Raw genomic sequence first — 22,507 nt, forward strand, 5'->3', positions numbered from 1 at the left:
CATGCTCACAGGCTGAGCTTCATACCCTCGTGGGACGCGACGAACCCGAGTCGCTCGTAGAAGCGGTGCGCGGCGACCCGGCGCTTGTCCGTCGTGAGCTGCACCAACGCGCACCCGCGCCGCCGCGCCTCGTCGACGGCCCACCCCACCATCCACGCGCCGACACCCGATCCGCGGAGCCCGGCCGCGACGCGCACCGCCTCGATCTGCGCCCGGAGCGCGCCCTGGCGGGCCAGGCCGGGGAGGAACGAGAGCTGGAGCGTGCCGACCGCGCGGCCCCCGTCGTCGGCGACCAGGAGGAGGTGGGCCGGGTCCCGGTCGATCGCCTCGAACGCGCGCCGGTAGGGCGCCGGGTCCTCGGCGCTCTCCCGGGTCGCGCCGAGCTGGTCCGCGGCCAGGAGCCGGACCAGCTCGGGCACGTCGTCGGCGACAGCCAGCCGCAGCTGGACCGGACGACCGTCGACGGCGAACTCGGCGAAGGACACCACGCCACGACTGTGCCCCACGGCGTGACCTGGGAGGACCTCGGGGCCGAGGACGGATGCTTTCGCTCCCGCTACGCCCAGCCGCGTGACGTGCGCCCGGCATAGTGGGGCCGATGCACTGGAACGTTCTCCGCGAGGGCAGTGTGCCCCTCGACCTGCACGAGGAACTCGCGGGGCTGCTGCGCGCGGCCTACCCCCACTTCCCCGAGTTCTTCCAGGGCCGCCGAAGCTGGTCGTACGTGCGCCCTGAGCTGCGGGTCATCGGCTGGGACGACGGCCGTCCGGTCGCGACGGCGGGGGTCCTCCGACGTTTCATCGACGTCGAGGGGACGGACCAACTGGCCGGGGTGGTCGGTCTCGTCTCCGTCCATCCCTCGTGTCAACGGTCGGGCGTCGGCCTCGCCCTGATGCGGGAGGTCCGCGCGGCTTTACTCGGCCTCGACGTCCCCTTCGGCCTCCTGATGTGCGCGCCCCGGCACGTGGCCTTCTACGAGCGCGCCGGGTGGTCGCTGCTCTCGCCGCGCCGCGTCCGCTACTCGCCGGACGACACGACCGAGCCCCAGCCGTTCGTGGACGAGATCGCGAGGACGACCATGGTCGTCCGAGCCACAGCGACCGCCGACGCCGAGTGGCCGGAGGGCGCAATGGACTGGAACGGCGCATCGGTCTGACGCCGGCCGGGGGAGCGTGGGAGCCGCGCTCAGCTCCGCGCTGCTCCACCCGATCCCGGACGCCGCCGAGGCCGACTTCGTCGAGCTCACGGCATGATGCGCACCCGGGCCCAGGCCGTCGCTGTGTACCTCCCGTGACCGGCAGGCGCTGATAGCCTCACCGCATCGACCGTTGAACAGACGCCGTCAGCGAGCTGGTGGGCAGGTGCTCCGGACAGCCGTGCCCCGACAGACAGCATCGAGGTACGAAGCTGTCTGGTCAGCCGTCCGCCTCTCGCAACTCGTCCGCCTTGAACAACGAGGTGAGCCGCACACCATCGGCCGCGAGGTTCTCCGCCCCGCCCTCCTCGCGATCGACCACGCAGAGCGCCTGGTCGACGATCGCACCGGCCCTGCGCAGGTCCGCAGTGGACGAGACGATCTGTCCGCCTGAGGTGACGACGTCCTCGACGACGAGGACTCTCCGACCCGCCACCTCGGCGCCCTCGGCCAGGCGCTGGGTGCCATACGGCTTCGTCTTCTTCCGGACGAACGCGGCCGGCAGCCCGGTCGCCAGGCTCAACGCGGTCGCCACCGGCACCCCTCCGAGCTCGAGACCGGCCACGACCTCGGTGCCCTCCGGGACGAGCACCGACGCGTGCTCGGCGATCGCGCTCAACAGCTCGGGCTGCGACTCGAAGCGGTACTTGTCGAAGTACTCGGTTGCGGTCCTCCCCGATCGGAGCTGGAACTCTCCGACAAGGTGCGCGACCCGGAACATGGCCACGGCCAATTCTCGACGCTCCACGGCGATATCGTCCCCCGACAACGGTCTCCGAGCGGTGTCGGGTGCGGACGGAGCACCGCGTCGAGGTCCTGGTCTAGGCCGTCTCTGCTACGCAGCGATCCAGCTGATGGCCGTGCCGTGCGGGTCGGTTCGCGCAGCGGAGTCGCGTTCCGACACAGGAGGAAGTCGCCCGCCGGGTGATCGGTGAGTGCAGTCTGCCGCAGACCCCGACCCCAGGTGATCTCGTCGCGGCACGGGTTCATCCCTGCCAGGTCGAGGGCCGGGGTGCGAGGCACGTCTTCCCGCCTTGTGCCCCGGCCCTCGACCTGGTTGCCGTCTCGGCGACGTGAGGAGATCACCGCCCGCCGCACCTCCCCCGATCTCCGCGCGGTGCCGGTCCCGGCGGAGCCCGGCCTCTCTACCTCAAGCAAGGGTTCAGAGCAGGCCGAGCTACCGCAGATCCGTTAGCTGGCCGATTCGTACGACGGGGCTTTGGTAGTGAGGGCAGACCCACCAAGCTTCGCTCCTGATCAAGGATGCCTCCATTGGATGTGCAGCGGGATGGTGCGGGCATTCCGGCCAGGAGGTAGAGGCGCCGACAGTCCAAAGCTCCTCGATCGCCCACTCCTGCAGCTGCTCGGCTACAGAAACAATCTGGTCTGCGTCGGGCCACCACCTGGCCACGGCGATGCCCATCCTGTAGCCGTACCTGCCCCGCAGCATCGCTGAGGCTCGGTCCAGCTCCTCATCCCACTCCTTCGCCCAGTCGCTGTCCTCGATCCGCGGCCGGACCCCGACCGTCCGCAGGTCTCGCAAGGCAGGCTCAAGCGCTTGCTGTAGGACGTCCTCCACCGGGACACGATCCCATGGGTCCGTTCACGGATGGGTGACCGACGTCAAGACGAGTCGCCCGCAGAAGACGTCGGGCGGCTCAGCGGATCCCTGGTCGGCTCCCGGATCGCCTGCGCGAGTCAAGCGCCAATCCGTGGGCTTGGGCCGGATAGCCGGTGCCACCGGCCGCGAGCGGGCCGGAGGCAGGAGCGAGCGAGCCGAGTGGTGCCGGCGTAGCCGGCCCGCGCCGCCGGAGGCGGCGCACTTGACCCAGGTCGCCGAATGGGCCGGGCACAGCGTCGGTGTCCTGCACCAGATCTACGCCAAGTGCATCAGTGGCCAGGAGGAGTCCGCACGCAAGCGCATAGCTGCCGCGCTCGGGCACCGCGGCGAGTGAGTCGGTCGGTGGCAGGCCGGTCGTTGCATTCATGCTTGCAGAGCTACAGGGTTCGAACGAGCCCGGCGCCCACCGAGTTCGCCCAGGTCCGCGGTGCAGTGCAGCAGCAGCAACATCGGGTGCCCGAGGACGGCCCCGTATGCGGCCCCGCGAGCGAAGATGTCGGCCACCACCGAGGCGGTGCGCGAGGAGTACGCATGCACCTGGTCGTAGTTGTCGATCAGCACGACCGTTCCCGTCGAGGCCGGGTCGCTGCCGTACTCGAACCGGGCAATGTCACCGAGGACATCGTTCAGCGCGTCGAAGTTCCGACCGTAGTAGCCGGGGAAGCCCAGAGCGGTCGCGAAGGCGGCGTGCAGGTCGTCGTCGGTCGACCAGGACACCGCGTCCAACTCGTGGACCAGATAGCCGGCGCCTCCCAGCAGCCGCCCGGCGCGCCGCAGCGCCTCGACATCGGGAACGCGGTGCACGAAGCCGCTCTGCAAGAGCTGGTAGTCGAAGCGCTGCCACTGCCTCACGAACGTCTCGCGGTCGGTCGGATCGAAAAGCAGGCGCCGGGTCATGGCCGCATGGTGGCCGATGGACTCAGCTCGCGCAGGGTGTTCGGGTCGAGTAGCCGGATCTCCGCACGCCAGAACTTCGGCACGTATTCGGCACAGCCAGCCGGAGAACGCCGGTTTCGGCCGGACACGGCCGGACAGCTCCGGAGGCGATCACCACGAGAATTACCAGCTCAGAGCCATGATTTGACCGGTCGGAGCGAGTGCCCCCGGTGGGATTCGAACCCACACTGTGACCCTTTTAAGGGGCCTGCCTCTGCCGGTTGGGCTACGGGGGCGATGTCGGAACACTAGCGATGTCGAGATCGTGCTCGCGGCTCCGACCCGGATGCGAGAGGGTCGCACCAGCGGCCCGCCGAGGACGAGGAGCCTCCCGTGAAGTACCTGCTGATGATCTACGACAACCCCGAGACGCGCGCGGTGTTCTTCGGCGAGGAGGGCGCCCCGCTCATGGCGGAGATGGACGCGATCATGGCCGAGCTCAAGGAGTCCGGCGAGCTGGTGGACACCGCGGCGCTGGCGGACCCGGCGAGCACGAAGGTCGTCCGGAGCGACGGTGTGGTCACCGACGGGCCGCTCGCGGAGGCGAAGGAGCACTTCGGCGGCTACCTGATCGTGGACGTCGAGTCCGAGGAGCGGGCGCTCGAGATCGCCGCCCGCTGGCCCAAGGTGCACACCCCGATGGAGGTCCGCCCCCTCCTCGGGGAGGGCGGGGAGATGTGACCGGGCGCGTCGAGGACCTGCTGCGCGAGTGCGCGCCGCAGGTCCTCGGCGCGCTCGTCCGCAGGCACGGGCAGTTCGACCTCTGCGAGGACGCCGTCCAGGAGGCGCTGCTCGCCGCGGCCCGGCAGTGGCCGAGCGAGGGGGTCCCGGACAACCCGCACGGGTGGCTCGTCGCCGTCGGGCACCGGCGGGTGATCGACGCCGTGCGGAGCGAGCGCGCGAGCCGGGCCCGCGAGGAGCGGCTGGCCCTGCTGGAACCGCCGCCCGCGCAGGCGCCCGACACCGACGACACCCTCACCCTGCTCGGGCTGTGCTGCCACCCCGCCCTGTCCCCGCCGAGCCGGATCGCGTTGACCCTGCGGGCGGTCGGCGGGCTCACCACCGCCGAGATCGCCGGGGCGTTCCTGGTCCCCGAGGCGACGATGGCGCAGCGGATCAGCCGGGCGAAGAAGACGCTGCGCGGCCGGGAGTTCGACACCCCCGGAGACGTCAGCCACGTGCTGTACCTGATGTTCAACGAGGGGTACACGGCGTCCGGCGGCGACGAGCTCGCCCGGGTGGATCTGAGCACCGAGGCGATCCGGCTCACCCGGATGCTGCCGCCCACCCCGGAGACCACCGGTCTGCTCGCGCTCATGCTCCTGACCGACGCCCGCAGGCCCGCCCGCACCGACGCGGCGGGCGATCTCGTCCCCCTCGCCGAGCAGGACCGCGCGCTGTGGGACGCGGCGAAGATCGCCGAGGGCACCGCGCTCGTCGAGCGGGCGATCGCGGCGGGCCCGCTCGGGCCCTACCAGCTGCAGGCCGCCATCGCGGCCCTGCACGCCGAGCCGGGCGAGACCGACTGGCGCCAGATCGTGGGGCTCTACGAGCTGCTGGACCGGATCGCGCCGAGCCCGGTCGTCACGCTCAACCGGGCCGTGGCGCTCGCCGAGCTGCGCGGTCCCGACGCGGGCCTGGACCTGCTGCGCGATCTCGACCTGCCCGGTCACCGGCTCCCGGCGGTGCGCGCCCACCTGCACGAACGGGCGGGGCGGCGCGAGCAGGCCGAGGCGGACTACCGCCTGGCCGCCGGCCTCACCCGCAGCCTCCCCGAACGCCGCTACCTGGAGCGCAGGGCCAAACACACCCGTGAGTGGCGATAGTCGCTCTAGCGACTATCGCCACTCACGGGTCACTCACGGGGTCAGGAGGCGGTCTTCTGGGGCAGCGGGGTCACCGTGCCCCCGGAGATCCGGGCGAACTCGGCCTTGGGCTCGTGGATCTCACCCAGGGCCACGACCTCACGGCCCATCAGGAACGCGGTCGTCCAGTCCATGAGGATCCGGACGCGGCGGTTCCAGGTGGGCATCCGCGAGACGTGGTACGTGCGGTGCATGAACCACGCCGGGAAGCCCTTGAGCTTGATCCCGTAGACCTGCGCGACGCCCTTGTACAGCCCCAGCGAGGCCACCGACCCGGCGTAGCTGTGCTTGTACTGCTTCAGCGAAGTGCCGTTCAGGTGCGCGATCACGTTGTCCGCCAGCACCTTCGCCTGCCGCACGGCGTGCTGCGCCGACGGGCTGGTGCGGGCGTTCGCGTCCTCCTTGGACAGGTCGGGGATGGAGGCGCAGTCACCGGCGGCGAAGACCCCGGTGAGGCCCTCCACGGCCAGCGTGGCCTCGCACTCGACGTGCCCGCGCGGGCCGAGCGGCAGGTCCGTGGCGTTCAGCATCGGGTTCGGCTTGACCCCCGCGGTCCAGACGATCGTGTCGGCGTCGAACTCCTGCCCGTCCGACAGCACGACGTGGCCGCCGACCATCGACTCGACGCGGGTCTCGAGGAGGACCTCGATGCCGGCGTCGAGCAGCCGACCGACGGTGTAGACGCCCATCTTGGGGCCGACCTCGGGCATGATCCGGTCCATCGCCTCGACCAGCACCCAGCGGAGGTCCTCGGCCTCGATCCGCTGGTAGTACCGGGTGGCGTACCGGGCCATGTCGGCCAGCTCGGCGAGCGCCTCGACGCCCGCGTAGCCGCCGCCGACCACGACGAAGGTGAGCAGCCTGCGGCGCTCGTCCTCGTCGGTCGTGGTGGAGGCGGCGTCCAGCCGGGAGAGCACGTGGTTGCGCAGGTAGATGGCCTCGCCGACGGTCTTGAACGCGATGCCCTGCTCCGGCAGGCCGGGGACGGGGAGCGTCCGGGCGACCGAGCCGGGCGAAACGACGAGGACGTCGTAGGGCACGGAGACGGACTCGCCCGCGGCCGTCTCGACCGAGACGACCTTCTGCGCGTCCGAGATCGAGGTGACCCGGCCGGTGAGCACGGTGCAGCCGCGCAGGACCTTGTGCAGCGGGACCACCACGTGCCGCGGCTCGATGGAGCCGGCGGAGGCCTCGGGGAGGAACGGCTGGTAGGTCATGTGGGACTGGGGGTCGATGACCGTGATGTCGGCCCGCCCGCGCCGCAGCTTCTTCTGCAGCCGCAGAGCGGTGTTCATGCCGACCGTGCCGCCGCCGACGATCACGATCCGTTGTGCCTGCGCCATGCCTTCATTGGTACTCCGAAGACGAAAGCAACACGCCCGGGATCGGCGCCGGCCGCAACGGATCACATGAGACCTGCGGCACGCCCCGCCTCGCCGAGGACCTCCTCCAGCATCGCGGGGGTCAGCCTGCCGGTGAACGTGTTCTGCTGCGAGACGTGGTAGCTGCCGAAGACGTGCAGGTCAGCGGTCTGGAAGTGGGCGCCGTGCCCGAACTTCGGCCGCGGCCGCGGCACCGGCCACCCGTTCTCCTCCAGCACCGGCAGGAGCGCCTGCCAGCCGAACCCGCCCAGCACGACGACGGCGCGCAGCGTCGGGCGGAGCAGCGCGAGCTCGGCGTCGAGCCAGTGGCGGCAGGCGTTGCGCTCCTGCGGGGTGGGCTTGTTGGCGGGCGGGGCGCAGTGGACCGGGGCGGTGATCCGGGTCCCCCGCAGGGCGAGTCCGTCGTCCTTGTGGACGGCGGTGGGCTGGTTCGCGAGCCCAACGGCGTGCAGGGCGGCGTAGAGGACGTCTCCGGAGCGGTCGCCGGTGAACATCCGGCCGGTCCGGTTCGCGCCGTGCGCGGCCGGCGCGAGCCCGACGATCAGCAGCCGCGCGTCCGGCGGGCCGAACCCGGGAACCGGTCGGCCCCAGTACGTCCAGTCCCGGAAGGCCGCCCGCTTCTCGCGGGCGACCTGCTCGCGCCACTCGACGAGCCGCGGGCAGGCCCGGCACTCGGCGACCTGCGCGTCGAGCACGGCGAGGCTGCTCACGCGATGGATCGCGCGATCCCGTCGAGGATGTCGTGCTCGCTGACGATCATGCTGTCGATCCCGGCCTTGGCGTGGAACTCGTCCGCCAGGGCCTCGACGACGAGCGCGCCCGCGCCGATCACGTCGACCCGGCCGGGGTGCAGCGCCCCCAGCTGCTCGCGTTCCGCCCGCGGCGAGGTGATCAACAGCTCGGCGACCCGGTGCACGTCCGCCCTGGTCAGGGTCGACAGGTGCACCCGCTCGGGGTCGTACTCCGGCAGGTCCTGTGCGATCCCGGACAGCGTGGTGATCGTCCCGGCCACGCCGACCCACGTGCGGACACCCTCGACCGGGACCGACGCGAAGGCCTCCGCCAGGATGCCGTGCGCGACCTCCCGCGCCCGCTCGACGTCCTCCTTCGACGGCGGGTCCCCCGGCAGGCAGCGCTCGGTCAGCCGCACCGACCCGACGTCCACCGAGCGCGCCGCCGTGACCCCGTCCGCGACCGTGCCGACGACGACCTCGGTGGAGCCGCCGCCGATGTCGGTGACGACGAACGGGCCGTCGTCCGGGTCCAGGTCGCCCACCGCGCCCTGGAAGGACAGCCGCGCCTCCTCGTCCCCGCTGATCACCTCGGCGTCGATCCCGAGGGTCTCGCGGACCATGCCGAAGAAGTCCTCGCGGTTCTCCGCGTCCCGGGTCGCGGAGGTGGCGACCATCCGGACGCGCTCGACGCCCTTGCGTCGGATCGCCGCGGCGTAGTCGACGAGCGCGACCCGGGTGCGTTCGAGTGCCTCGGGGTCGAGGCGCCGCGTGGCGTCGACCCCCTTGCCCAGCCGCACGATCCGCATCTCCCGGTGCAGGTCCCGCAGGTCCTTGGTGCCGTCGAAGCTCTCGGTGACGTCCGCGACGAGCAGACGGATCGAGTTGGTCCCGCAGTCGATGGCGGCCACCCGAGACATACGTGCTCCTTGCATTGGGATCCGGCCCCGCCACAGTACCGTCGGGTAGGTGACCGTTCCTCCCGCCGCCGTGAGCACCCACGACGTCACCAACCAGGTCCCGCCGCTCGACGGGTTCGATCCCCTGGCGTGCGATCCCGCGCTGTCCGACGCCCTGCGTCGGGAGGGCGGGACGGTCGAGCTCGGGGGCCTGGCCGCCGCCGTCGGGTCCGGTGAGTACCGGGAGCACGCGCGCCTGGCCAACGTCCACGAGCCCGTGCTGCACACCCACGACCGCTACGGGCACCGGATCGACGAGGTGGAGTTCCACCCGTCCTGGCACGCCCTCATGCGGCTGTCGGTGGAGCACGGGCTGCACGGCGCGCCCTGGGCCGACGGGTCCCACGTCGCCCGCGCGGCCGGGTTCTACCTGGTCAGCACCCTGGAGCAGGGTCACTGCTGTCCGATCTCGATGACCTACGCGGCGGTGCCGCCGCTGCGCGGGACGGGGTTCGAGACCGCGCTGCAGACCCGCGTCTACGAGCCGGGGCTCGGGCGCGGGAAGGCGCACCAGCTCGCCGGCATGTCGATGACCGAGAAGCAGGGCGGATCGGACGTCCGCACCGGCACCACCCGCGCCACCCCGCAGCCCGACGGCACGTACACCCTCGTCGGGCACAAGTGGTTCACCTCGGCGCCGATGAACGACCTGTTCCTCACCCTCGCCCAGGCGCCGGGCGGGCTGACCTGCTTCGTCCTGCCCCGGGTGCTGCCGGACGGCACCCGCAACGGCCTGCGTCTCCAGCGGCTCAAGGACAAGCTCGGCAACCGGTCCAACGCCTCGGCCGAGCTCGAGTACGCGGACGCCGTCGGGTGGCGGGTCGGGGACGAGGGCCGCGGCGTCGCGACGATCATCGAGATGGTCTCGATGACCCGCCTCGACTGCGTGCTCGGTGCGGCGGGCACCGCCCGGGCCGCCCTGTCCGAGGCCGCCCACCACGTGGCGCACCGGTCCGCGTTCGGCGCCCGGCTGGCGGACCAGCCGCTCATGCAGGCCGTGGTCGGAGAGCTGGCGGTGGAGTCCGAGGCCGCGACGACCCTGGCGATCCGGTTGGCGGGCGCGGTCGAGCGCGGCGAGACGGCGTTCCTGCGGCTCGCGCTGCCCGCGGCGAAGTACCTCGTCTGCAAGCGGACGTCCGCCGTGGTCGGGGAGGCCCTGGAATGCCTGGGCGGCAACGGCTACGTCGAGGAGTCCCCGTTGCCGCGCCTGTTCCGGGAGAGCCCGCTCAACTCGATCTGGGAGGGCTCGGGGAACGTCACCGCGCTCGACCTGCTGCGCGCCCTGTCCCGGTCGCCGGAGTCCGTGGAGGCGGTGCTCGACGAGCTGGCCCTCGCCCAGGGCGCCGACGCCCGCTTCGACCGGGCCCTCACCGTCCTGCGCACCGAGCTCCAGCACGCCGAGCCCCGCCGCGCCCGCAGGCTGGCCGAGCTCCTGGCCCTCTGCCTGCAGGGCTCGCTGCTGCTGCGCACGGCACCGGTCGAGGTCTCCGACGCCTTCCTCGCGGGCCGCCTGCAGCCCGACGGCCCCTGGCGCACCGCGGGCACCCTCCCCGACGGCATCCCCGCGAAACCCCTCCTCGAACGCGTCACCCCCACCCTGTGAGCGGCGATGGTCGCTCTGGCGACCATCGCCGCTCACGAGGTCACGGGCCTGGTCGGGGAGCCACCCCGAGCGGGATGATCCGGGCATGCCACCCCGCACGGTCGCCGTCCTGGCCTTCGACGACGCGCAGGTCCTGGACGTCGTCGGCCCCGCCGAGGTCTTCTACGCCGCCGACGCCCTCGCGGGCGGCGGCCAGTACACCGTGCAGGTCACCTCGCCGGACGGGACGGACGTGCGGGGCGGATCGGGCCTGCGGATCGGGGTGGCCGCGGCGCTGTCGCAGGTGGCGGGCCCGCTGGACACGGTCGTCGTGCCCGGCAGCCACGCCTTCCGGCGGGTGGCCGCGGACCCCGTCGTGCTGGCGGCGCTGGACGAGGGCGTGGGCCGCAGCCGCCGGGTCGCCTCCGTCTGCGCCGGGGCGTTCCTCCTCGGGTCCCTCGGCGTGCTCGACGGCCGCCGCGCCACCACCCACTGGATGTTCCTCGACGAGCTGGCCGCCGACTTCCCCGCGGCGACCGTCGAGCGCGGGCCGATCTTCGTGGCCGACGGACCCATCCACACCTCGGCCGGGGTGACCGCGGGCATCGATCTCGCGCTGGCGCTCGTGGAGGCCGACCTCGGCCCGGAGGTGGCCCGGGAGGTGGCCCGCTACCTGGTCGTCTTCATGCAACGCCCGGGCGGGCAGGCGCAGTTCAGCGTCCGGCTGGAGGCCCGCGCGACCCGCAGCCCGACGATCCGGGCGGTGCTCGACGCCGTTGCCGCCGATCCGGCCGGGGACCACCGGCTGGCCGCGCTCAGCGCCCGGGCCGGGTTCAGCGAGCGACACCTGGTCCGGGTGTTCGCCCGGGAGACGGGGACGACGCCCGCCCGGTACGTCGAGCAGGTCCGGGTCGAGGCCGCCCGCCAGCTGCTGGAGAGCACCGAGCTGCCGCTCGCGGCGATCGCCCGCCGCAGCGGGCTGGGCTCGCCCGACGCGCTGCGGCGCGCCTTCCTGCGCGAGCTCGGGATCGGCCCCCACGACTACCGCCTGCGCTTCGGGACGACCGGAGTCCGGGTGTCCTGATCTGCGTCCGTCGTGTCCTTGTCCGGGCCACCGGCCCTGGGCACGCTCTGCAGACATGGCGAGCCCCGACACGATCGTCCTGATCCACGGTTTCTGGGTCACCCCGCGCAGCTGGGAGCACTGGGTGGCGCACTACGAGCAGCGTGGCTTCCGCGTGCTCGCCCCCGGCTACCCGGGCTTCGAGGTCGAGGTGGAGGCGCTCAACGCCGACCCCGCACCCGTCGAGGCCGCCACGATCGACGGCATCGTCGCGCACCTGGAGTCGGTGGTGTCCGCGCTGGACAGCCCGCCCGTCCTGATCGGGCACTCGGCGGGCGGGGTGTTCACGCAGCTGCTGCTGGACAAGGGGTACGGCGCGGCGGGCGTGGCACTGAACTCCGCGCCGACCGAGGGGGTACCGGTCGTGCCGGTGTCCCAGGTGAGGTCCACGTTCCCGGTGCTGAAGAACCCGGCGAACCGCCACAAGGCCGTCGCCTACGACTTCGAGCAGTGGAACTACGCCTTCACCAACACCTTCCCGGAGCCGCAGGCGCGCGCCCTCTACGAGCGCTACGCGGTGCCGGTGTCCGGACACATCCTGTTCGAGAGCGCGTTGGCGAACCTCATCCCCGGCCACCAGGGCACGTGGGTCGACTACACCAACGACGCCCGGGCGCCGCTGCTGTTCGTCGCCGGCAGCGAGGACCACATCATGCCGCCCGCAGTCCAGTGGTCGAACGCGAAGCACTACACGTCCTCGAAGACCCTCACACGGGTCGTCGAGTTCAGCGGGTTCCCGCACCTGCTGCCCGCCGCGCCGGGCTGGGAGGACGTCGCGGACTACGTGCTCGCCTGGGCACTGCGCCACGCGCGTGGCTGAGATCCGGCTGACCCACGTCGGCGGCCCGACCCTGCTGGTCGAGGCCGCAGGCCTGCGGATCCTCACCGACCCGACGTTCGACCCGCCGGGGCGGCGGTACTCGTTCGGCTGGGGGACGTCGTCCCGCAAGCTGGTCGGCCCTGCACTGGCGGCCACGGACCTGGGCCGGATCGACGCGGTCCTGCTCACCCACGACCATCACGCGGACAACCTCGACGACGCGGGCCGCGCGCTGCTCGACGGGGTGCCCACGGTCCTGACCACCGAGCCGGGCGCGCGGCGGCTGGGCGGAGCGGCCCGCGGGCTGGAGCCCTGGGCCACCACCCGGCTGGGCGCGGTCACGGTGACGGCGACACCCTGCCGGCACGGGCCGCCGTTGAGCCGGCCGGTGGCCGGAGCGGTGATCGGGTTCGCCCTGGACCTGGGCGGACGCACGCTGTGGATCTCCGGGGACACCGTGCTCTACCGCGGGATCCACGAGGTGGCGAGGCGGATCCGCGTCGACGTGGCGGTGGTGCACCTGGGGTGCGTCCGCTTCCCCCTGACGGGCCCGCTGCACTACAGCCTGACCGCCGACGAGGCGGTGGCGACCTGCCGGCTCGTGCGGCCGGACGTCGTGGTGCCGGTGCACTACGAAGGCTGGTCGCACTTCCGGGAGGGACGCGCCGAGGCGGAGCGGGCCTTCGCGGCGGCGGGGCTGACCGAGACGGTGCGCTGGCCGGTGCCGGGGGAACCCCTCGTCGTCTGAGCTCAGGCGCAGTCGCTGCCGGTCCACCAGTCGCCGAGCAGCTCCAGGGCCTCGTCGCCGAACGGATTGACCCCGGGCCCCTTCGCCAGCGCGTGCCCGACGTGGACGTGCAGGCACTTCACCCGGTCCGGCATGCCGCCCGCGGTGACCTGCGTGCCGAGCGGCTCGATCGCGTCCCGTTCGGCGAGGTAGGACTCGTGCGCCCGCCGGTACCGCGCGGCCAGCTCGGCATCCTCCGCCAGCCGGTCGGTCATCTCCTTCATCAGCCCGGAGGCCTCGAGCGTGCCGATCTTCGACGCCAGCCGGGGGCAGGTCAGGTAGTACATGGTCGGGAAGGGGGTGCCGTCGGGCAGCCGGGGCGCGGTCTGCACGACGTTCGGGTGCCCCGACGGGCACCGGGCCGCCACCGCCAGCATCCCGCGGGGTTCGCGGCCGAGCTGCCGGGCGACCGCCTCACGATCGGACACGGTGACACTCACGGACACCAGTGTCTCAGCGGGGCGCGCCCGCCGTGACGTCGGTCCAGAGGGTCCGGTACCAGGGGGTGGCGCGGCGCGCCGCCTCGACCTCCTCGGCCGACGGCGTGTTCGGCAGCTCCACCACGTACGGCACCTCGCCGGGGCGGACGTAGCCGAGCCGGGAGCGGGCCTCGGCCGCCACCTCGTCCGGGTTGGAGAGCCGGGCCTTCTGCGCGTTCAGCTCCTCCACCTCGGCCCGCAGCGCCTGCTGCTGGGCTGTGACCGCGGCCAGGTCCTGGCGCTGCGACACGTAGTTGCGCAGCGGGACCGCGACGGTCAGGGCGAGGGCGCAGACCACGATCGCCAGGATCGCGGCCCGGCGGGTCGACGACAGGCCCAGCAGGCCGGTCGTCGCCGCGACCACGCCGGTGGCGCGGGCGCGGCTGCGGGTGAGCTGCGGCTCCCGGGCACGCCGCGCCGAGGACGCGGGGCGCGAGCGCCCCGTCCCCCGCGGCGTGCGTTCCCGGGAGCCCGCCACGCTCAGGCCCCGGGGGTGTACCGCGGGAAGGCCAGCTCGCCTGCGTAGCGCGCGGCGTCCCCCAGGCCCTCCTCGATGCGCAGCAGCTGGTTGTACTTGGCGACCCGCTCGGACCGGGCCGGGGCGCCGGTCTTGATCTGGCCGCAGCCGGTGGCGACGGCGAGGTCCGCGATGGTCACGTCCTCCGTCTCACCGGAGCGGTGGCTCATCATGCAGCGGTAGCCGTTGTTGTGGGCCAGTGTCACCGCGTCCAGCGTCTCGGACAGGGTGCCGATCTGGTTGACCTTGACCAGCAGCGCGTTGGCGGCGCCGCGGTCGATGCCGTCCTCGAGCCGCTCGGGGTTGGTGACGAACAGGTCGTCCCCCACGAGCTGGACCTTGTCGCCGAGCTGCTCGGTCAGCGCGACCCAGCCGTCCCAGTCGTCCTCCGCCAGCGGGTCCTCGATGGACACCAGCGGGAACGCGTCCACCAGCTCCGCGTAGACCTTCGCGAGGTCCGCGGAGGAGAGCTCCTTGCCCTCGTACCGGTAGACCCCCTTCGAGAAGAACTCGGTCGAGGCCACGTCGAGCGCCAGCACGACGTCCCTGCCGAGCGTGAAGCCCGCCTTGTCGACGGCGCCCGCGATCAGCTCGAGGGCCCCGCGGGTGCCGCCCTTGACGTCCGGGGCGAAGCCGCCCTCGTCGCCGAGGCCGGTGGACAGACCCTGGGCCTTGAGCACGGACTTGAGCGAGTGGTAGATCTCCGCGCCCCAGCGCAGCGACTCGCGGAAGGTGTCCGCGCCGATCGGGGCGACCATGAACTCCTGCACGTCGACCGAGGTGTCCGCGTGGGCCCCGCCGTTGAGGATGTTCATCATCGGCACCGGCAGGACGTGCGCGTTCGGCCCGCCGATGTAGCGGTAGAGGTCCAGGCCCGAGGACTCGGCGGCCGCCTTCGCCACCGCCAGGGACACGCCCAGCAGCGCGTTCGCGCCCAGCCGGGACTTGTCCGGGGTGCCGTCGAGGTCCACCAGGCGCTGGTCCACCAGGCGCTGGTCCACCGCGTCCATCCCGATCAGCTCGGGGCCGATCTCGTCCAGCACCGCGGTGACGGCCTTCTCGACGCCCTTGCCCAGGTACCGCTTGGGATCGCCGTCCCGCAGCTCGACGGCCTCGTGCTCGCCCGTCGACGCGCCGGAGGGCACCGCCGCGCGCTCCAGCGTCCCGTCGTCCAGCGCCACCTCGACCTCGACCGTGGGGTTGCCCCGCGAGTCGAGGATCTCGCGCGCGCCGACCTGCTCGATGACCGCCACCGATACAACTCCTGTTTCTCGGGTTCCGCTGGACTCGCGGGGGCCAGGGTAACCACCCGACGGGGCGATCCGGCTCGGGAACCGCCGAAGTCACGCCAAGACGGAGCCCGCGAGTCCGCCGCCGAAACGGTTGTCGACGGGTTCGGGCCGCCCTACCGTGAGAGCGACCATGACCAGTGAGCCCGTAGGACCCAGCCCCTCGGAGAAGGTCGTCGGTTTCCGTCGCGCGGAGCGGCTGCTGGCCGACCACCGCCCGCTCGACGCGTTGCAGGCCCTGGCCCCCGTCCTGGAGAGCCAACCGAACGACGCCTCGGTCCAGCTCCTCGCCGGGCGCGCCTACCTCGACTCGGCCCAGCTGACGAAGGCCGAGGCGGCGTTCTGCCGGGTGCTGGAGCTCGACCCGGCGGACCACTACGCGCGGTTCGCCCTCGGCAAGGCGCTGCACCGGCAGGGTCGCCTCGGCGAGGCGAAGGGCCAGCTCCAGCTCGCCACGGTGATGGACCCGCGCCCGGAGTACCAGGAGGCGCTGGGCGAGGTGCGCGCGCGGATCGCGTCCATCACCGACTGATCACAGTTGCGGGAGTTTCTTCCCAAATCGGACGAAACGCCGTCTGACCTGCGGGGATGCCTCTACCCGTCACCCGTTGGGGAAGCTAGCCTCACCTCGGTCCGCTGAGGCTCACCTCAGCGATTCGGGTCGACGGCAGGGGTGCGAGCGGTGCTGGGCAATGCGCTGATCGGGTTGCGCGAGGGTCTCGAAGCCTCACTCGTGGTCAGCATCCTGGTCGCCTTCCTCGTCCGCACCGACCGCCGCCGCGAGCTGCCGAAGGTCTGGGCCGGGGTGGCGTTCGCGATCCTGGTCAGCGTCGGCGTCACGCTCGGGCTGACCCTGGCCGAGCAGGCCCTGACCTTCGAGGCGTCCGAGGCGCTCGGCGGGTCGCTGTCGATCGTGGCGGTCGCGTTCGTGACCTGGATGATCTTCTGGATGCGCTCCAACGCGCGGGCCATGAAGGCCGAGCTGGAGGGCAGGCTCGAACACGCCATCTCGATGGGGCCGCTCGCCGTCGTGGTGATGGCCACGCTCGCCGTCGGCCGCGAGGGACTCGAGACGGCCGTCTTCTTCTTCGCCGCCGCCCAGGCCGCGGGCGAGACCGTGCAGCCGCTGATCGGCTTCCTGGTCGGCATCGCGCTGGCCGTGGTGATCGCCTTCGCGATCTACAAGGGCGCCATGCGGATCAACCTGGCGACCTTCTTCACCGTGACCGGTTTCTTCCTGGTCTTCGTCGCGGCCGGGATCCTGGCCTACGGCGTGCACGACCTGCAGGAGGCCGGGATCCTGCCCGGGCTGAACACCCTCGCCTTCGACGTGAGCGCCGCCGTCCCGCCGGACTCCTGGTACGGGACCCTGCTGAAGGGGATCTTCAACTTCTCGCCGCAGACCACGGTCCTGGAGGCCGTCGTGTGGTGCGTGTACGTCGCCGTCGTCCTGACGCTGTTCCTGTTGCCCCAGCGCACGCGGTCCACCACCCCCGCCGCGTGACCTGATCGAGGAGAGAAATCATGTCCCGCAAGGCTTCCGCCGCCGTGCTCGCGGCGGGCACCGCCCTGCTGCTGGCGGGCTGTACGAGCACCGCGCAGCCCCCCGCGGCCGAGAGCGGCGGCCCCATCACCGTGGCCGCGGGCGACACGAGCTGCGAGGTCTCGGCCGTCGAGGCGCCCGCGGGCAACATCTCGTTCTCGGTGAAGAACACCGGCACCAAGGTGACCGAGTTCTACCTGTACGGCACCGGCGACCGCATCATGGGCGAGGTCGAGAACATCGGTCCGGGCCTGTCCCGCGACCTCATCGTGGAGGTGCCCGACGGCGGCTCCTACACCACCGCCTGCAAGCCCGGCATGGTCGGCGAGGGCATCCGCGCCCCGTTCACCGTCACCGGCAGCGCCCAGCGCTCCACCGACGACAACGCCAAGCTCGCCGAGGCCGTGAGCGGCTACACCCGCTACATCAGCTCCCAGACCGACGCGCTGGTGCAGACCTCCCAGGGCTTCGTCGACGCGGTGAAGAGCGGGAACGTCGACGCCGCGAAGGCGCAGTTCCCGCTCGCCCGCACCTACTACGAGCGGATCGAGCCGGTCGCGGAGTCCTTCGGGGACATCGACCCGAAGGTCGACGGGCGCGAGGACGACGAGCGGGACCCCGGCGTGAGCTGGACCGGCTTCCACCGGCTCGAGAAGGACCTGTGGGTCTCCGGGCTGCAGCCCGACTCGGCGCAGGTCGCCGACCAGCTCATGACCGACCTCAAGGACCTGCAGAGCCGGATCCCGAACCTGGACCTCACCCCTCCGCAGCTGGCCAACGGGGCCAAGGAGCTGCTCGACGAGGTCGCCACCGGCAAGATCACCGGCGAGGAGGACCGCTACTCGCACACGGACCTCTGGGACTTCAAGGCGAACGTCGAGGGCAGCCAGGCCGCCGTCGCCGCGCTGCGCCCGGTGATCGACGAGAAGGACCCGAACCTGGGCCCGACGCTGGACCAGCGGTTCGCCGCCGTCGAGTCGCTGCTGGAGGGCTACCGCACGCCGGACGGCGGGTTCGTCCTCTACACCCAGCTCACCGAGGCCGACACGAAGAAGATGACCGACGCCGTGGACGCGCTCGCCGAGCCGATCTCGCAGGTCGCGGGGGTCGTCACGTCGTGAGCACGACCCGGCCCTCGTCGATCGACAGCCCGCCCGTCGACCCGCCCACCGACGTCTCCCCGGGTGGGGGGATGTCGCGGCGGCGGATGCTGGGCTACGCGGGGGCCGGGGTGGCGCTCGCCGGAGCGGGGGCGGCGATCGGGTACGGCGTGGGCTCCTCGGGGCCCGCGCCGACGCCCGGCGTCGTCCCTTTCCGGGACGTGCACCAGGCCGGGATCATCACCCCGGCCCAGGACCGGCTGCACTTCGTCGCCCTGGACCTGACCACCACCGACCGCGCCGAGGTGCAGCGGATGCTGCAGAAGTGGACCGCCGCGGCCGAGCGCATGACCCAGGGCGAGGAGACCACCGAGAACGGCGCGGTGGGGCTCAACAAGTACGCGCCCCCCGCGGACACCGGGGAGGCGCTCGGCCTGCCCGCCGCCTCGCTGACGCTGACGGTGGGCTTCGGCGCCTCGTTCTTCGAGAAGCTCGGGCTCCCCGCGCCCGCCGGACTCGCGCCGCTGCCCGCCTTCACCGGCGACCGCCTCGACCCCGCCCGCTCCGGCGGCGACATCTGCCTGCAGGCCTGCGCCGACGATCCGCAGGTCGCCGTGCACGCCATCCGCAACCTCGTGCGCACCGGCTTCGGGGCGGCCGCGGTCCGGTGGTCCCAGCTCGGCTTCGGCCGGACGTCCTCGACCTCCACCACGCAGGAGACGCCGCGGAACCTGTTCGGCTTCAAGGACGGGACCAACAACCTCAAGGCCGAGGAGCCCGCGCTGCTGGACCAGCACGTGTGGGTGTCCGACGGGCCGGACTGGCTCCACGGCGGCACCTACCTGGTCGCGCGGCGGATCCGGATGCACATCGAGATCTGGGACCGTACGTCGCTCGACGAGCAGCAGAACATCGTCGGGCGGACCAAGGGCGTGGGGAACGCCTTCGGGCAGCAGGGCGAGTTCGACCAGGCGGACCTCTCCGGCGACACCATCCCGGTGGACGCGCACATCCGGCTGGCCTCGGCCGACTCCCTCGGCGGGATCAGGATCCTGCGGCGCGGCTACAACTTCGTCGACGGCTCCGACGGCGCCGGGCACCTCGACGCGGGACTGTTCTTCCTCGCGTTCATGAACAACCCGCAGACCCACTTCGTCCCGATGCAGAGCGCCCTGGCCCGCAACGACAAGATGATGGAGTACCTGGAGCACAACGGCTCCGCCGTCTTCGCGGTGCCCCCGGGCCTGGCGCCGGGCGAGTACTGGGGCCAGGGCCTGTTCACCTGACCGCGAGTCCCCCACTGGAGCCACGCGAGTCGGACGGTGCAGGCCCCTCCGGGGTCGGACGGCGGGCCCGGTCCTCAGGCCGCGGCGGTCGCGTACCGGTCGGCCGCCGCCCAGACGTCCCGGGCGTAGGAGACGGAGCGGTTGTAGGCCAGCACCCCGTCCCACCAGCCCGCGCCGTCGGCGAGCTCGCGGTCCGCGGAGCAGAGGTACGCCGCGGCGGCCCGGGCGGCGGCGTCGATGTCCTGCGGGTCGCCCTGCCCGAACCGCTCCCAGGTCTGCGGGAGGAACTGCATCGGCCCGACCGCCCGGTCGTAGGTGGCGTCGCCGTCGAGCGCACCGCCGTCGGTGTCCGGGGTCTCCCGGGTGTTGTCGTCCCCGTCGAGCGCGATGCCGATGATCGGCGGCCGCGCCACGCCGTCCACCAGCGACGATCCGTTGATCCGGCCGTGGCGGGACTCGACCTGGCCGATGCCCGCGAGCGTGGCCCAGGAGAGGTTGCAGCCCGGGGTGGCGGCGCGCTGGCTCACCTCGGCGGCCGCGTAGGCCTGCAGCGCGCGGGCGGGGATGCCGACGGTCCGCGCCCGTTCGTCCGCCCAGCTCACGACGTCCGCGCCGTCGGGCACCACGGGTGCGGGCGTGGCCGGGGTGTCGCGGGCCACCGGCGCCGACACCGTGCTCCGCTCGGGCCGCTCCAGCACCGCGCCCCCGAGGACCAGGAGCCCGACCAGGGCCAGGAGGCCGAGGAGGACGGTGCGGGAGCGCATGCCCTCGACGCTACGGACGCGAGCTGAGAGCGGTCTGAGGCCGGGCGCTCGTCGGGCAGGTGGGGAGGACTCGCGGTCCGAGGTGGCCGACTCGCGGTCTGACGTGTCCGACTCGCGTGTCTGAGGTGAGGGACTCGCGGGGTCGGGGTCCGGTCAGGCGGGCCAGGTGCGGCGCCAGGTGTCCTCGTCGAGGGCGTGGGCGTCCTCGCCCTGCGCCACCGCGGCCTGCTCCGCGGCCCGCACCCGATCGGCGAAGGCGCGGGCCGTGTCGCGCAGGGCGGACTCCGGGTCCTCCCCCGCGCGGACCGCGGCGGCGATGCGGCGGAACAGGTCCGGGCCGATGCCGTCGCCCTCGGGGAGCAGGTCGGCGGGCATGCCCGCGCGGCGGGTGCGGGAGACGAGCTTGGCGGCCAGCGCGACCGCGGGCTGGCCCAGCGGCACCCCGTCCACCGACGACGCGCGCTGCTTCTCCGCCCGCTTCAGCTCCTCCCAGCGGCCCTCCTGTGCCGTGGCCGTCGCGACCGTCTCGCCGCCGCCGAACACGTGCGGGTGGCGGCCCACCAGCTTGGTGACCAGCCCGGTCGCGACGTCGTCGATCGTGAACGGGGAGTCGGCCTCCTGGGCCACGCGGGCGTGGAACAGGACCTGCAGCAGCACGTCGCCGAGTTCCTCGCGCATGTCCGCCCGGTCGCCGTCCTCGATCGCCTGGTAGAGCTCGTAGCACTCCTCGACCAGGTACTTCAGCAGCGACTCGTGGGTCTGCTCGGCGTCCCACGGGCACCCGCCGGGCGCGCGGAGGCGGTCCATCACGGCCACCGCGTCGAGCAGGGCGGCGCCGGGGGGATCCGCGTCGTCGGAGCAGCTCAGGACCACGGCGCCGGGCACCGGGGAGGCGGGCACCGGCGTCGCGCCCGCCTGCGCCGCGAGCTCGGCCGGGACCGAGGGGTCCGCGTACACCGCCGACGCCGCCCGCAGCGTGGGCAGCGCCGCGGCGGGCAGCGCGCCGAGCCTGCGGGACAAGGTGATCACCGTGGGGGCCACGGCGGCCAGTCTCCCAGTCAGGCGCCGGGGGCGAGCACGGAGCCCGCCTCGCGACCGGGCGGGACGACGGTCAGCCGGGTGGGGTCCCAGGCGCCGAAGCGGGGATTGAGCTGCACCGGCCCGCCGTCCGCCTGGGCGATCCGCTCCCCGATCGAGGCCAGCGTGCCGCGGTCGATCGTGCCCGCCGCGGGCGGGACCCCGGACGGGGCGTCCGTCTGCCGGTCGGTGACCTTCACGACCAGCCAGATCCCCTGGCCCGGCGACGGCTGGAAGCGCACGACGGTGCCCTCGGGCACGCCGAACACCACGGTCGTCGCGGTGTCCGGGTCGGCGGCCGCGCGGTAGACCTGGCCCTTCTGGGCGGTACGGGGATCGGCCAGCACCGCGTCCGCCGCGGCCCCGCCCTCGGCGAGGGCCCGCGCCTTGTCGGCCGCCTCGTCGGCGGTGGTCGCCGCGGCCACGTCGACGGTCACCGACAGCCCGTCGACGTACCGCTCGGCCAACGCGACGGCCGTGGCGTGGTCGGCGGCGCGGGACCGCAGCTCCTCACCGTCGAACAGCGTGCGGTCGAGCAGCAGGCTCTGGTCGTCGGTGTTCGCGAGGGTGGCGTCGATCGCGTCCGCCGAGGCCGTGACCCCGGTCCGCGCCGCGGCCTGCGCGAGCAGCGCGTGGGTCACCTCGCCGCCGACGACGTAGCGGGCGATGTCCGCGTCCGCGATCTGCTGCGAGGACTGGGCGGCCAGGTCCGCCTTGTGCGCCAGCGCGGAGTCGATCGTGCTCTGGACGGCGCCGACCTCCACCCGCTGGTCCCCGACGATCAGCGCCGAGCCCACCTGGCCCGGGCCGCCGCAGCCGGCGAGCACCAGCGCGACGACCGCCGTACCGAGACCGACCCTGGTCAGCTTTCCCACGACGACAGCCTCTCACGCGGCCGTGGGCCGGATCACTCGACCCGCACCACGAGCGTGTCGCACATCGAGTCCGCGAAGGTCTGGCGCCGCTCGTCCCACAGCGGGCGGAGGTAGCCGATGCAGAGGATGCCGTCGAGCACGTGGGCGAACTGGCGGCCCAGCGCCGTGCCGAAGCCGACCGGCGCGCCGTCGCGCGCCCGGACGAGCCGGGTGCCCACGAGGCTCTTGCCCAGGCTCTGCCCGGTGCGGCCCTGCCGCCAGCACTGGTTCCACAGCGCGAACGCGAACGCCGCGAGGTAGCAGACGAACGCGACGGTGAAGATCAGGCCGAGGTCGTCGAACAGGGCGAAGCCGAGCAGCCCGACACCCACGATCACGAGCGGGACCAGGCCGTCGACCAGCGCGGACGCCACCCGCGTCCCCCAGGTGGCGACGGGCGGCGGCGGGACCGGCGGCAGGTGGCCGTAGGGCCCGCCGTACGGGTGCAGGGGCGGCCCGCCCTGCGGGTAGGCCGGGAAGGGCTCCGGGTACGAGGGGTACGGGTGGGGCGGCGGGGTGGTCACGGCGGCCTCCAGG

At 72.9% G+C, this 22,507-nt stretch carries 24 protein-coding genes and 1 tRNA gene; 11 read left to right on the forward strand and 14 right to left on the reverse strand.

Going from position 1 to position 22,507, the window contains the following annotated elements; all coding sequences use genetic code 11:
• Positions 1 to 5: 5 nt before the first annotated feature.
• On the reverse strand, positions 6 to 488 hold the full coding sequence (locus L3X23_RS20950) for a GNAT family N-acetyltransferase (RefSeq protein ID WP_237193855.1): 483 nt from the start codon (positions 486 to 488) through the stop codon (positions 6 to 8).
• A 110-nt stretch (positions 489 to 598) separates the two neighbouring features.
• On the opposite strand from L3X23_RS20950, the gene L3X23_RS20955 reads away from it, so the two are divergent.
• Positions 599 to 1,156, forward strand: a complete 558-nt coding sequence (locus L3X23_RS20955) for a GNAT family N-acetyltransferase (RefSeq protein WP_237193857.1) — start codon at positions 599 to 601, stop codon at positions 1,154 to 1,156.
• A 259-nt stretch (positions 1,157 to 1,415) separates the two neighbouring features.
• On the opposite strand, the gene pyrE is transcribed toward L3X23_RS20955, so the two are convergent.
• The 3 genes from pyrE to L3X23_RS20975 all read right to left on the reverse strand — a co-directional run bounded on the left by pyrE (position 1,416) and on the right by L3X23_RS20975 (position 3,988).
• The gene (gene pyrE, locus L3X23_RS20960) at positions 1,416 to 1,943 is read right to left on the reverse strand and encodes an orotate phosphoribosyltransferase (protein WP_237193859.1); all 528 of its coding nucleotides are present in this window, start codon (positions 1,941 to 1,943) and stop codon (positions 1,416 to 1,418) included.
• Between the two features lie 1,236 nt (positions 1,944 to 3,179).
• A complete protein-coding gene (locus L3X23_RS20970) occupies positions 3,180 to 3,713 on the reverse strand; it encodes a barstar family protein (protein WP_237193860.1) in 534 nt (177 codons plus the stop codon).
• 201 nt (positions 3,714 to 3,914) lie between these two features.
• Positions 3,915 to 3,988 (reverse strand) — tRNA-Leu (locus L3X23_RS20975).
• Positions 3,989 to 4,085: 97 nt separating this feature from the next.
• Between L3X23_RS20975 and L3X23_RS20980 the strand changes: the two genes are divergently transcribed.
• Positions 4,086 to 4,433: a YciI family protein gene (locus L3X23_RS20980; protein ID WP_237193862.1), complete on the forward strand. Its 348-nt coding sequence runs from the start codon at positions 4,086 to 4,088 to the stop codon at positions 4,431 to 4,433.
• Positions 4,430 to 5,578: an RNA polymerase sigma factor gene (locus tag L3X23_RS20985; RefSeq protein ID WP_237193864.1), complete on the forward strand. Its 1,149-nt coding sequence runs from the start codon at positions 4,430 to 4,432 to the stop codon at positions 5,576 to 5,578. Before L3X23_RS20980 ends, L3X23_RS20985 begins: the two co-directional genes overlap by 4 nt.
• Before the next feature lie 41 nt (positions 5,579 to 5,619).
• Here the strand turns inward: L3X23_RS20985 and L3X23_RS20990 are convergent, their stop codons facing one another.
• The 3 genes from L3X23_RS20990 to L3X23_RS21000 all read right to left on the reverse strand — a co-directional run bounded on the left by L3X23_RS20990 (position 5,620) and on the right by L3X23_RS21000 (position 8,650).
• The gene (locus L3X23_RS20990) at positions 5,620 to 6,960 is read right to left on the reverse strand and encodes an NAD(P)/FAD-dependent oxidoreductase (protein ID WP_237193866.1); all 1,341 of its coding nucleotides are present in this window, start codon (positions 6,958 to 6,960) and stop codon (positions 5,620 to 5,622) included.
• A 62-nt stretch (positions 6,961 to 7,022) separates the two neighbouring features.
• The gene (locus tag L3X23_RS20995; protein ID WP_374204883.1) at positions 7,023 to 7,709 is read right to left on the reverse strand and encodes a uracil-DNA glycosylase; all 687 of its coding nucleotides are present in this window, start codon (positions 7,707 to 7,709) and stop codon (positions 7,023 to 7,025) included.
• Complete coding sequence (locus tag L3X23_RS21000) at positions 7,706 to 8,650, reverse strand: Ppx/GppA phosphatase family protein (protein WP_237193868.1); 945 nt, start codon at positions 8,648 to 8,650, stop codon at positions 7,706 to 7,708. The genes L3X23_RS20995 and L3X23_RS21000 overlap by 4 nt, the downstream gene beginning before the upstream one ends.
• 49 nt (positions 8,651 to 8,699) lie before the next feature.
• Between L3X23_RS21000 and L3X23_RS21005 the strand changes: the two genes are divergently transcribed.
• From L3X23_RS21005 to L3X23_RS21020, 4 genes are all read left to right on the forward strand, one after another.
• Entirely contained in the window at positions 8,700 to 10,292 is a 1,593-nt protein-coding gene (locus L3X23_RS21005) for an acyl-CoA dehydrogenase family protein (protein ID WP_237193870.1), read from the forward strand.
• A gap of 85 nt (positions 10,293 to 10,377) precedes the next feature.
• Entirely contained in the window at positions 10,378 to 11,355 is a 978-nt protein-coding gene (locus L3X23_RS21010) for a GlxA family transcriptional regulator (protein WP_237193872.1), read from the forward strand.
• Positions 11,356 to 11,410: 55 nt separating this feature from the next.
• Positions 11,411 to 12,214 (forward strand): alpha/beta hydrolase, encoded by an 804-nt coding sequence (locus L3X23_RS21015; protein ID WP_237193874.1) that lies wholly within the window; start codon positions 11,411 to 11,413, stop codon positions 12,212 to 12,214.
• A complete protein-coding gene (locus L3X23_RS21020) occupies positions 12,207 to 12,962 on the forward strand; it encodes an MBL fold metallo-hydrolase (RefSeq protein WP_237193876.1) in 756 nt (251 codons plus the stop codon). Before L3X23_RS21015 ends, L3X23_RS21020 begins: the two co-directional genes overlap by 8 nt.
• A 2-nt stretch (positions 12,963 to 12,964) precedes the next feature.
• On the opposite strand, the gene L3X23_RS21025 is transcribed toward L3X23_RS21020, so the two are convergent.
• The 3 genes from L3X23_RS21025 to eno all read right to left on the reverse strand — a co-directional run bounded on the left by L3X23_RS21025 (position 12,965) and on the right by eno (position 15,250).
• Entirely contained in the window at positions 12,965 to 13,378 is a 414-nt protein-coding gene (locus tag L3X23_RS21025) for a DUF501 domain-containing protein (protein ID WP_237198086.1), read from the reverse strand.
• 76 nt (positions 13,379 to 13,454) lie between these two features.
• On the reverse strand, positions 13,455 to 13,958 hold the full coding sequence (locus L3X23_RS21030) for a septum formation initiator family protein (RefSeq protein ID WP_237193878.1): 504 nt from the start codon (positions 13,956 to 13,958) through the stop codon (positions 13,455 to 13,457).
• A gap of 2 nt (positions 13,959 to 13,960) precedes the next feature.
• Entirely contained in the window at positions 13,961 to 15,250 is a 1,290-nt protein-coding gene (eno, locus tag L3X23_RS21035; protein WP_093084960.1) for a phosphopyruvate hydratase, read from the reverse strand.
• 169 nt (positions 15,251 to 15,419) lie between these two features.
• Between eno and L3X23_RS21040 the strand changes: the two genes are divergently transcribed.
• From L3X23_RS21040 to efeB, 4 genes are all read left to right on the forward strand, one after another.
• On the forward strand, positions 15,420 to 15,818 hold the full coding sequence (locus tag L3X23_RS21040; protein ID WP_093084958.1) for a tetratricopeptide repeat protein: 399 nt from the start codon (positions 15,420 to 15,422) through the stop codon (positions 15,816 to 15,818).
• A 150-nt stretch (positions 15,819 to 15,968) separates the two neighbouring features.
• Positions 15,969 to 16,790, forward strand: a complete 822-nt coding sequence (gene efeU / locus L3X23_RS21045; RefSeq protein ID WP_237193881.1) for an iron uptake transporter permease EfeU — start codon at positions 15,969 to 15,971, stop codon at positions 16,788 to 16,790.
• Positions 16,791 to 16,810: 20 nt separating this feature from the next.
• Positions 16,811 to 17,950: an iron uptake system protein EfeO gene (gene efeO, locus L3X23_RS21050; RefSeq protein WP_237193884.1), complete on the forward strand. Its 1,140-nt coding sequence runs from the start codon at positions 16,811 to 16,813 to the stop codon at positions 17,948 to 17,950.
• 71 nt (positions 17,951 to 18,021) lie between these two features.
• A complete protein-coding gene (gene efeB / locus L3X23_RS21055) occupies positions 18,022 to 19,215 on the forward strand; it encodes an iron uptake transporter deferrochelatase/peroxidase subunit (protein WP_237198087.1) in 1,194 nt (397 codons plus the stop codon).
• A gap of 74 nt (positions 19,216 to 19,289) precedes the next feature.
• On the opposite strand, the gene L3X23_RS21060 is transcribed toward efeB, so the two are convergent.
• From L3X23_RS21060 to L3X23_RS21075, 4 genes are all read right to left on the reverse strand, one after another.
• Entirely contained in the window at positions 19,290 to 19,979 is a 690-nt protein-coding gene (locus L3X23_RS21060) for a lytic murein transglycosylase (protein WP_237193886.1), read from the reverse strand.
• Between the two features lie 153 nt (positions 19,980 to 20,132).
• Complete coding sequence (locus L3X23_RS21065; protein WP_255735277.1) at positions 20,133 to 21,029, reverse strand: MazG family protein; 897 nt, start codon at positions 21,027 to 21,029, stop codon at positions 20,133 to 20,135.
• Positions 21,030 to 21,037: 8 nt separating this feature from the next.
• Positions 21,038 to 21,931: a SurA N-terminal domain-containing protein gene (locus L3X23_RS21070; RefSeq protein ID WP_237193890.1), complete on the reverse strand. Its 894-nt coding sequence runs from the start codon at positions 21,929 to 21,931 to the stop codon at positions 21,038 to 21,040.
• 32 nt (positions 21,932 to 21,963) lie between these two features.
• Positions 21,964 to 22,494, reverse strand: a complete 531-nt coding sequence (locus L3X23_RS21075) for an RDD family protein (RefSeq protein ID WP_237193892.1) — start codon at positions 22,492 to 22,494, stop codon at positions 21,964 to 21,966.
• Positions 22,495 to 22,507: the final 13 nt, after the last annotated feature.

Origin of the sequence: Pseudonocardia sp. WMMC193 (assembly GCF_021728735.1) — a bacterium.
GTDB classification, from domain to species: Bacteria; Actinomycetota; Actinomycetes; order Mycobacteriales; family Pseudonocardiaceae; genus Pseudonocardia; species Pseudonocardia oroxyli.

What these genes read in the sequence shown, in the direction of transcription:
- L3X23_RS20955 (WP_237193857.1), top strand. Translation starts at nt 599, where the DNA reads ATGCACTGGAACGTTCTCCGCGAGGGCAGTGTGCCCCTCGACCTGCAC.
- L3X23_RS20970 (WP_237193860.1), bottom strand. Translation starts at nt 3,713, where the DNA reads ATGACCCGGCGCCTGCTTTTCGATCCGACCGACCGCGAGACGTTCGTG.
- L3X23_RS20990 (WP_237193866.1), bottom strand. Translation starts at nt 6,960, where the DNA reads ATGGCGCAGGCACAACGGATCGTGATCGTCGGCGGCGGCACGGTCGGC.
- L3X23_RS21000 (WP_237193868.1), bottom strand. Translation starts at nt 8,650, where the DNA reads ATGTCTCGGGTGGCCGCCATCGACTGCGGGACCAACTCGATCCGTCTG.
- L3X23_RS21010 (WP_237193872.1), top strand. Translation starts at nt 10,378, where the DNA reads ATGCCACCCCGCACGGTCGCCGTCCTGGCCTTCGACGACGCGCAGGTC.
- L3X23_RS21015 (WP_237193874.1), top strand. Translation starts at nt 11,411, where the DNA reads ATGGCGAGCCCCGACACGATCGTCCTGATCCACGGTTTCTGGGTCACC.
- L3X23_RS21025 (WP_237198086.1), bottom strand. Translation starts at nt 13,378, where the DNA reads ATGCTGGCGGTGGCGGCCCGGTGCCCGTCGGGGCACCCGAACGTCGTG.
- L3X23_RS21040 (WP_093084958.1), top strand. Translation starts at nt 15,420, where the DNA reads ATGACCAGTGAGCCCGTAGGACCCAGCCCCTCGGAGAAGGTCGTCGGT.
- efeO (WP_237193884.1), top strand. Translation starts at nt 16,811, where the DNA reads ATGTCCCGCAAGGCTTCCGCCGCCGTGCTCGCGGCGGGCACCGCCCTG.
- efeB (WP_237198087.1), top strand. Translation starts at nt 18,022, where the DNA reads ATGTCGCGGCGGCGGATGCTGGGCTACGCGGGGGCCGGGGTGGCGCTC.
- L3X23_RS21060 (WP_237193886.1), bottom strand. Translation starts at nt 19,979, where the DNA reads ATGCGCTCCCGCACCGTCCTCCTCGGCCTCCTGGCCCTGGTCGGGCTC.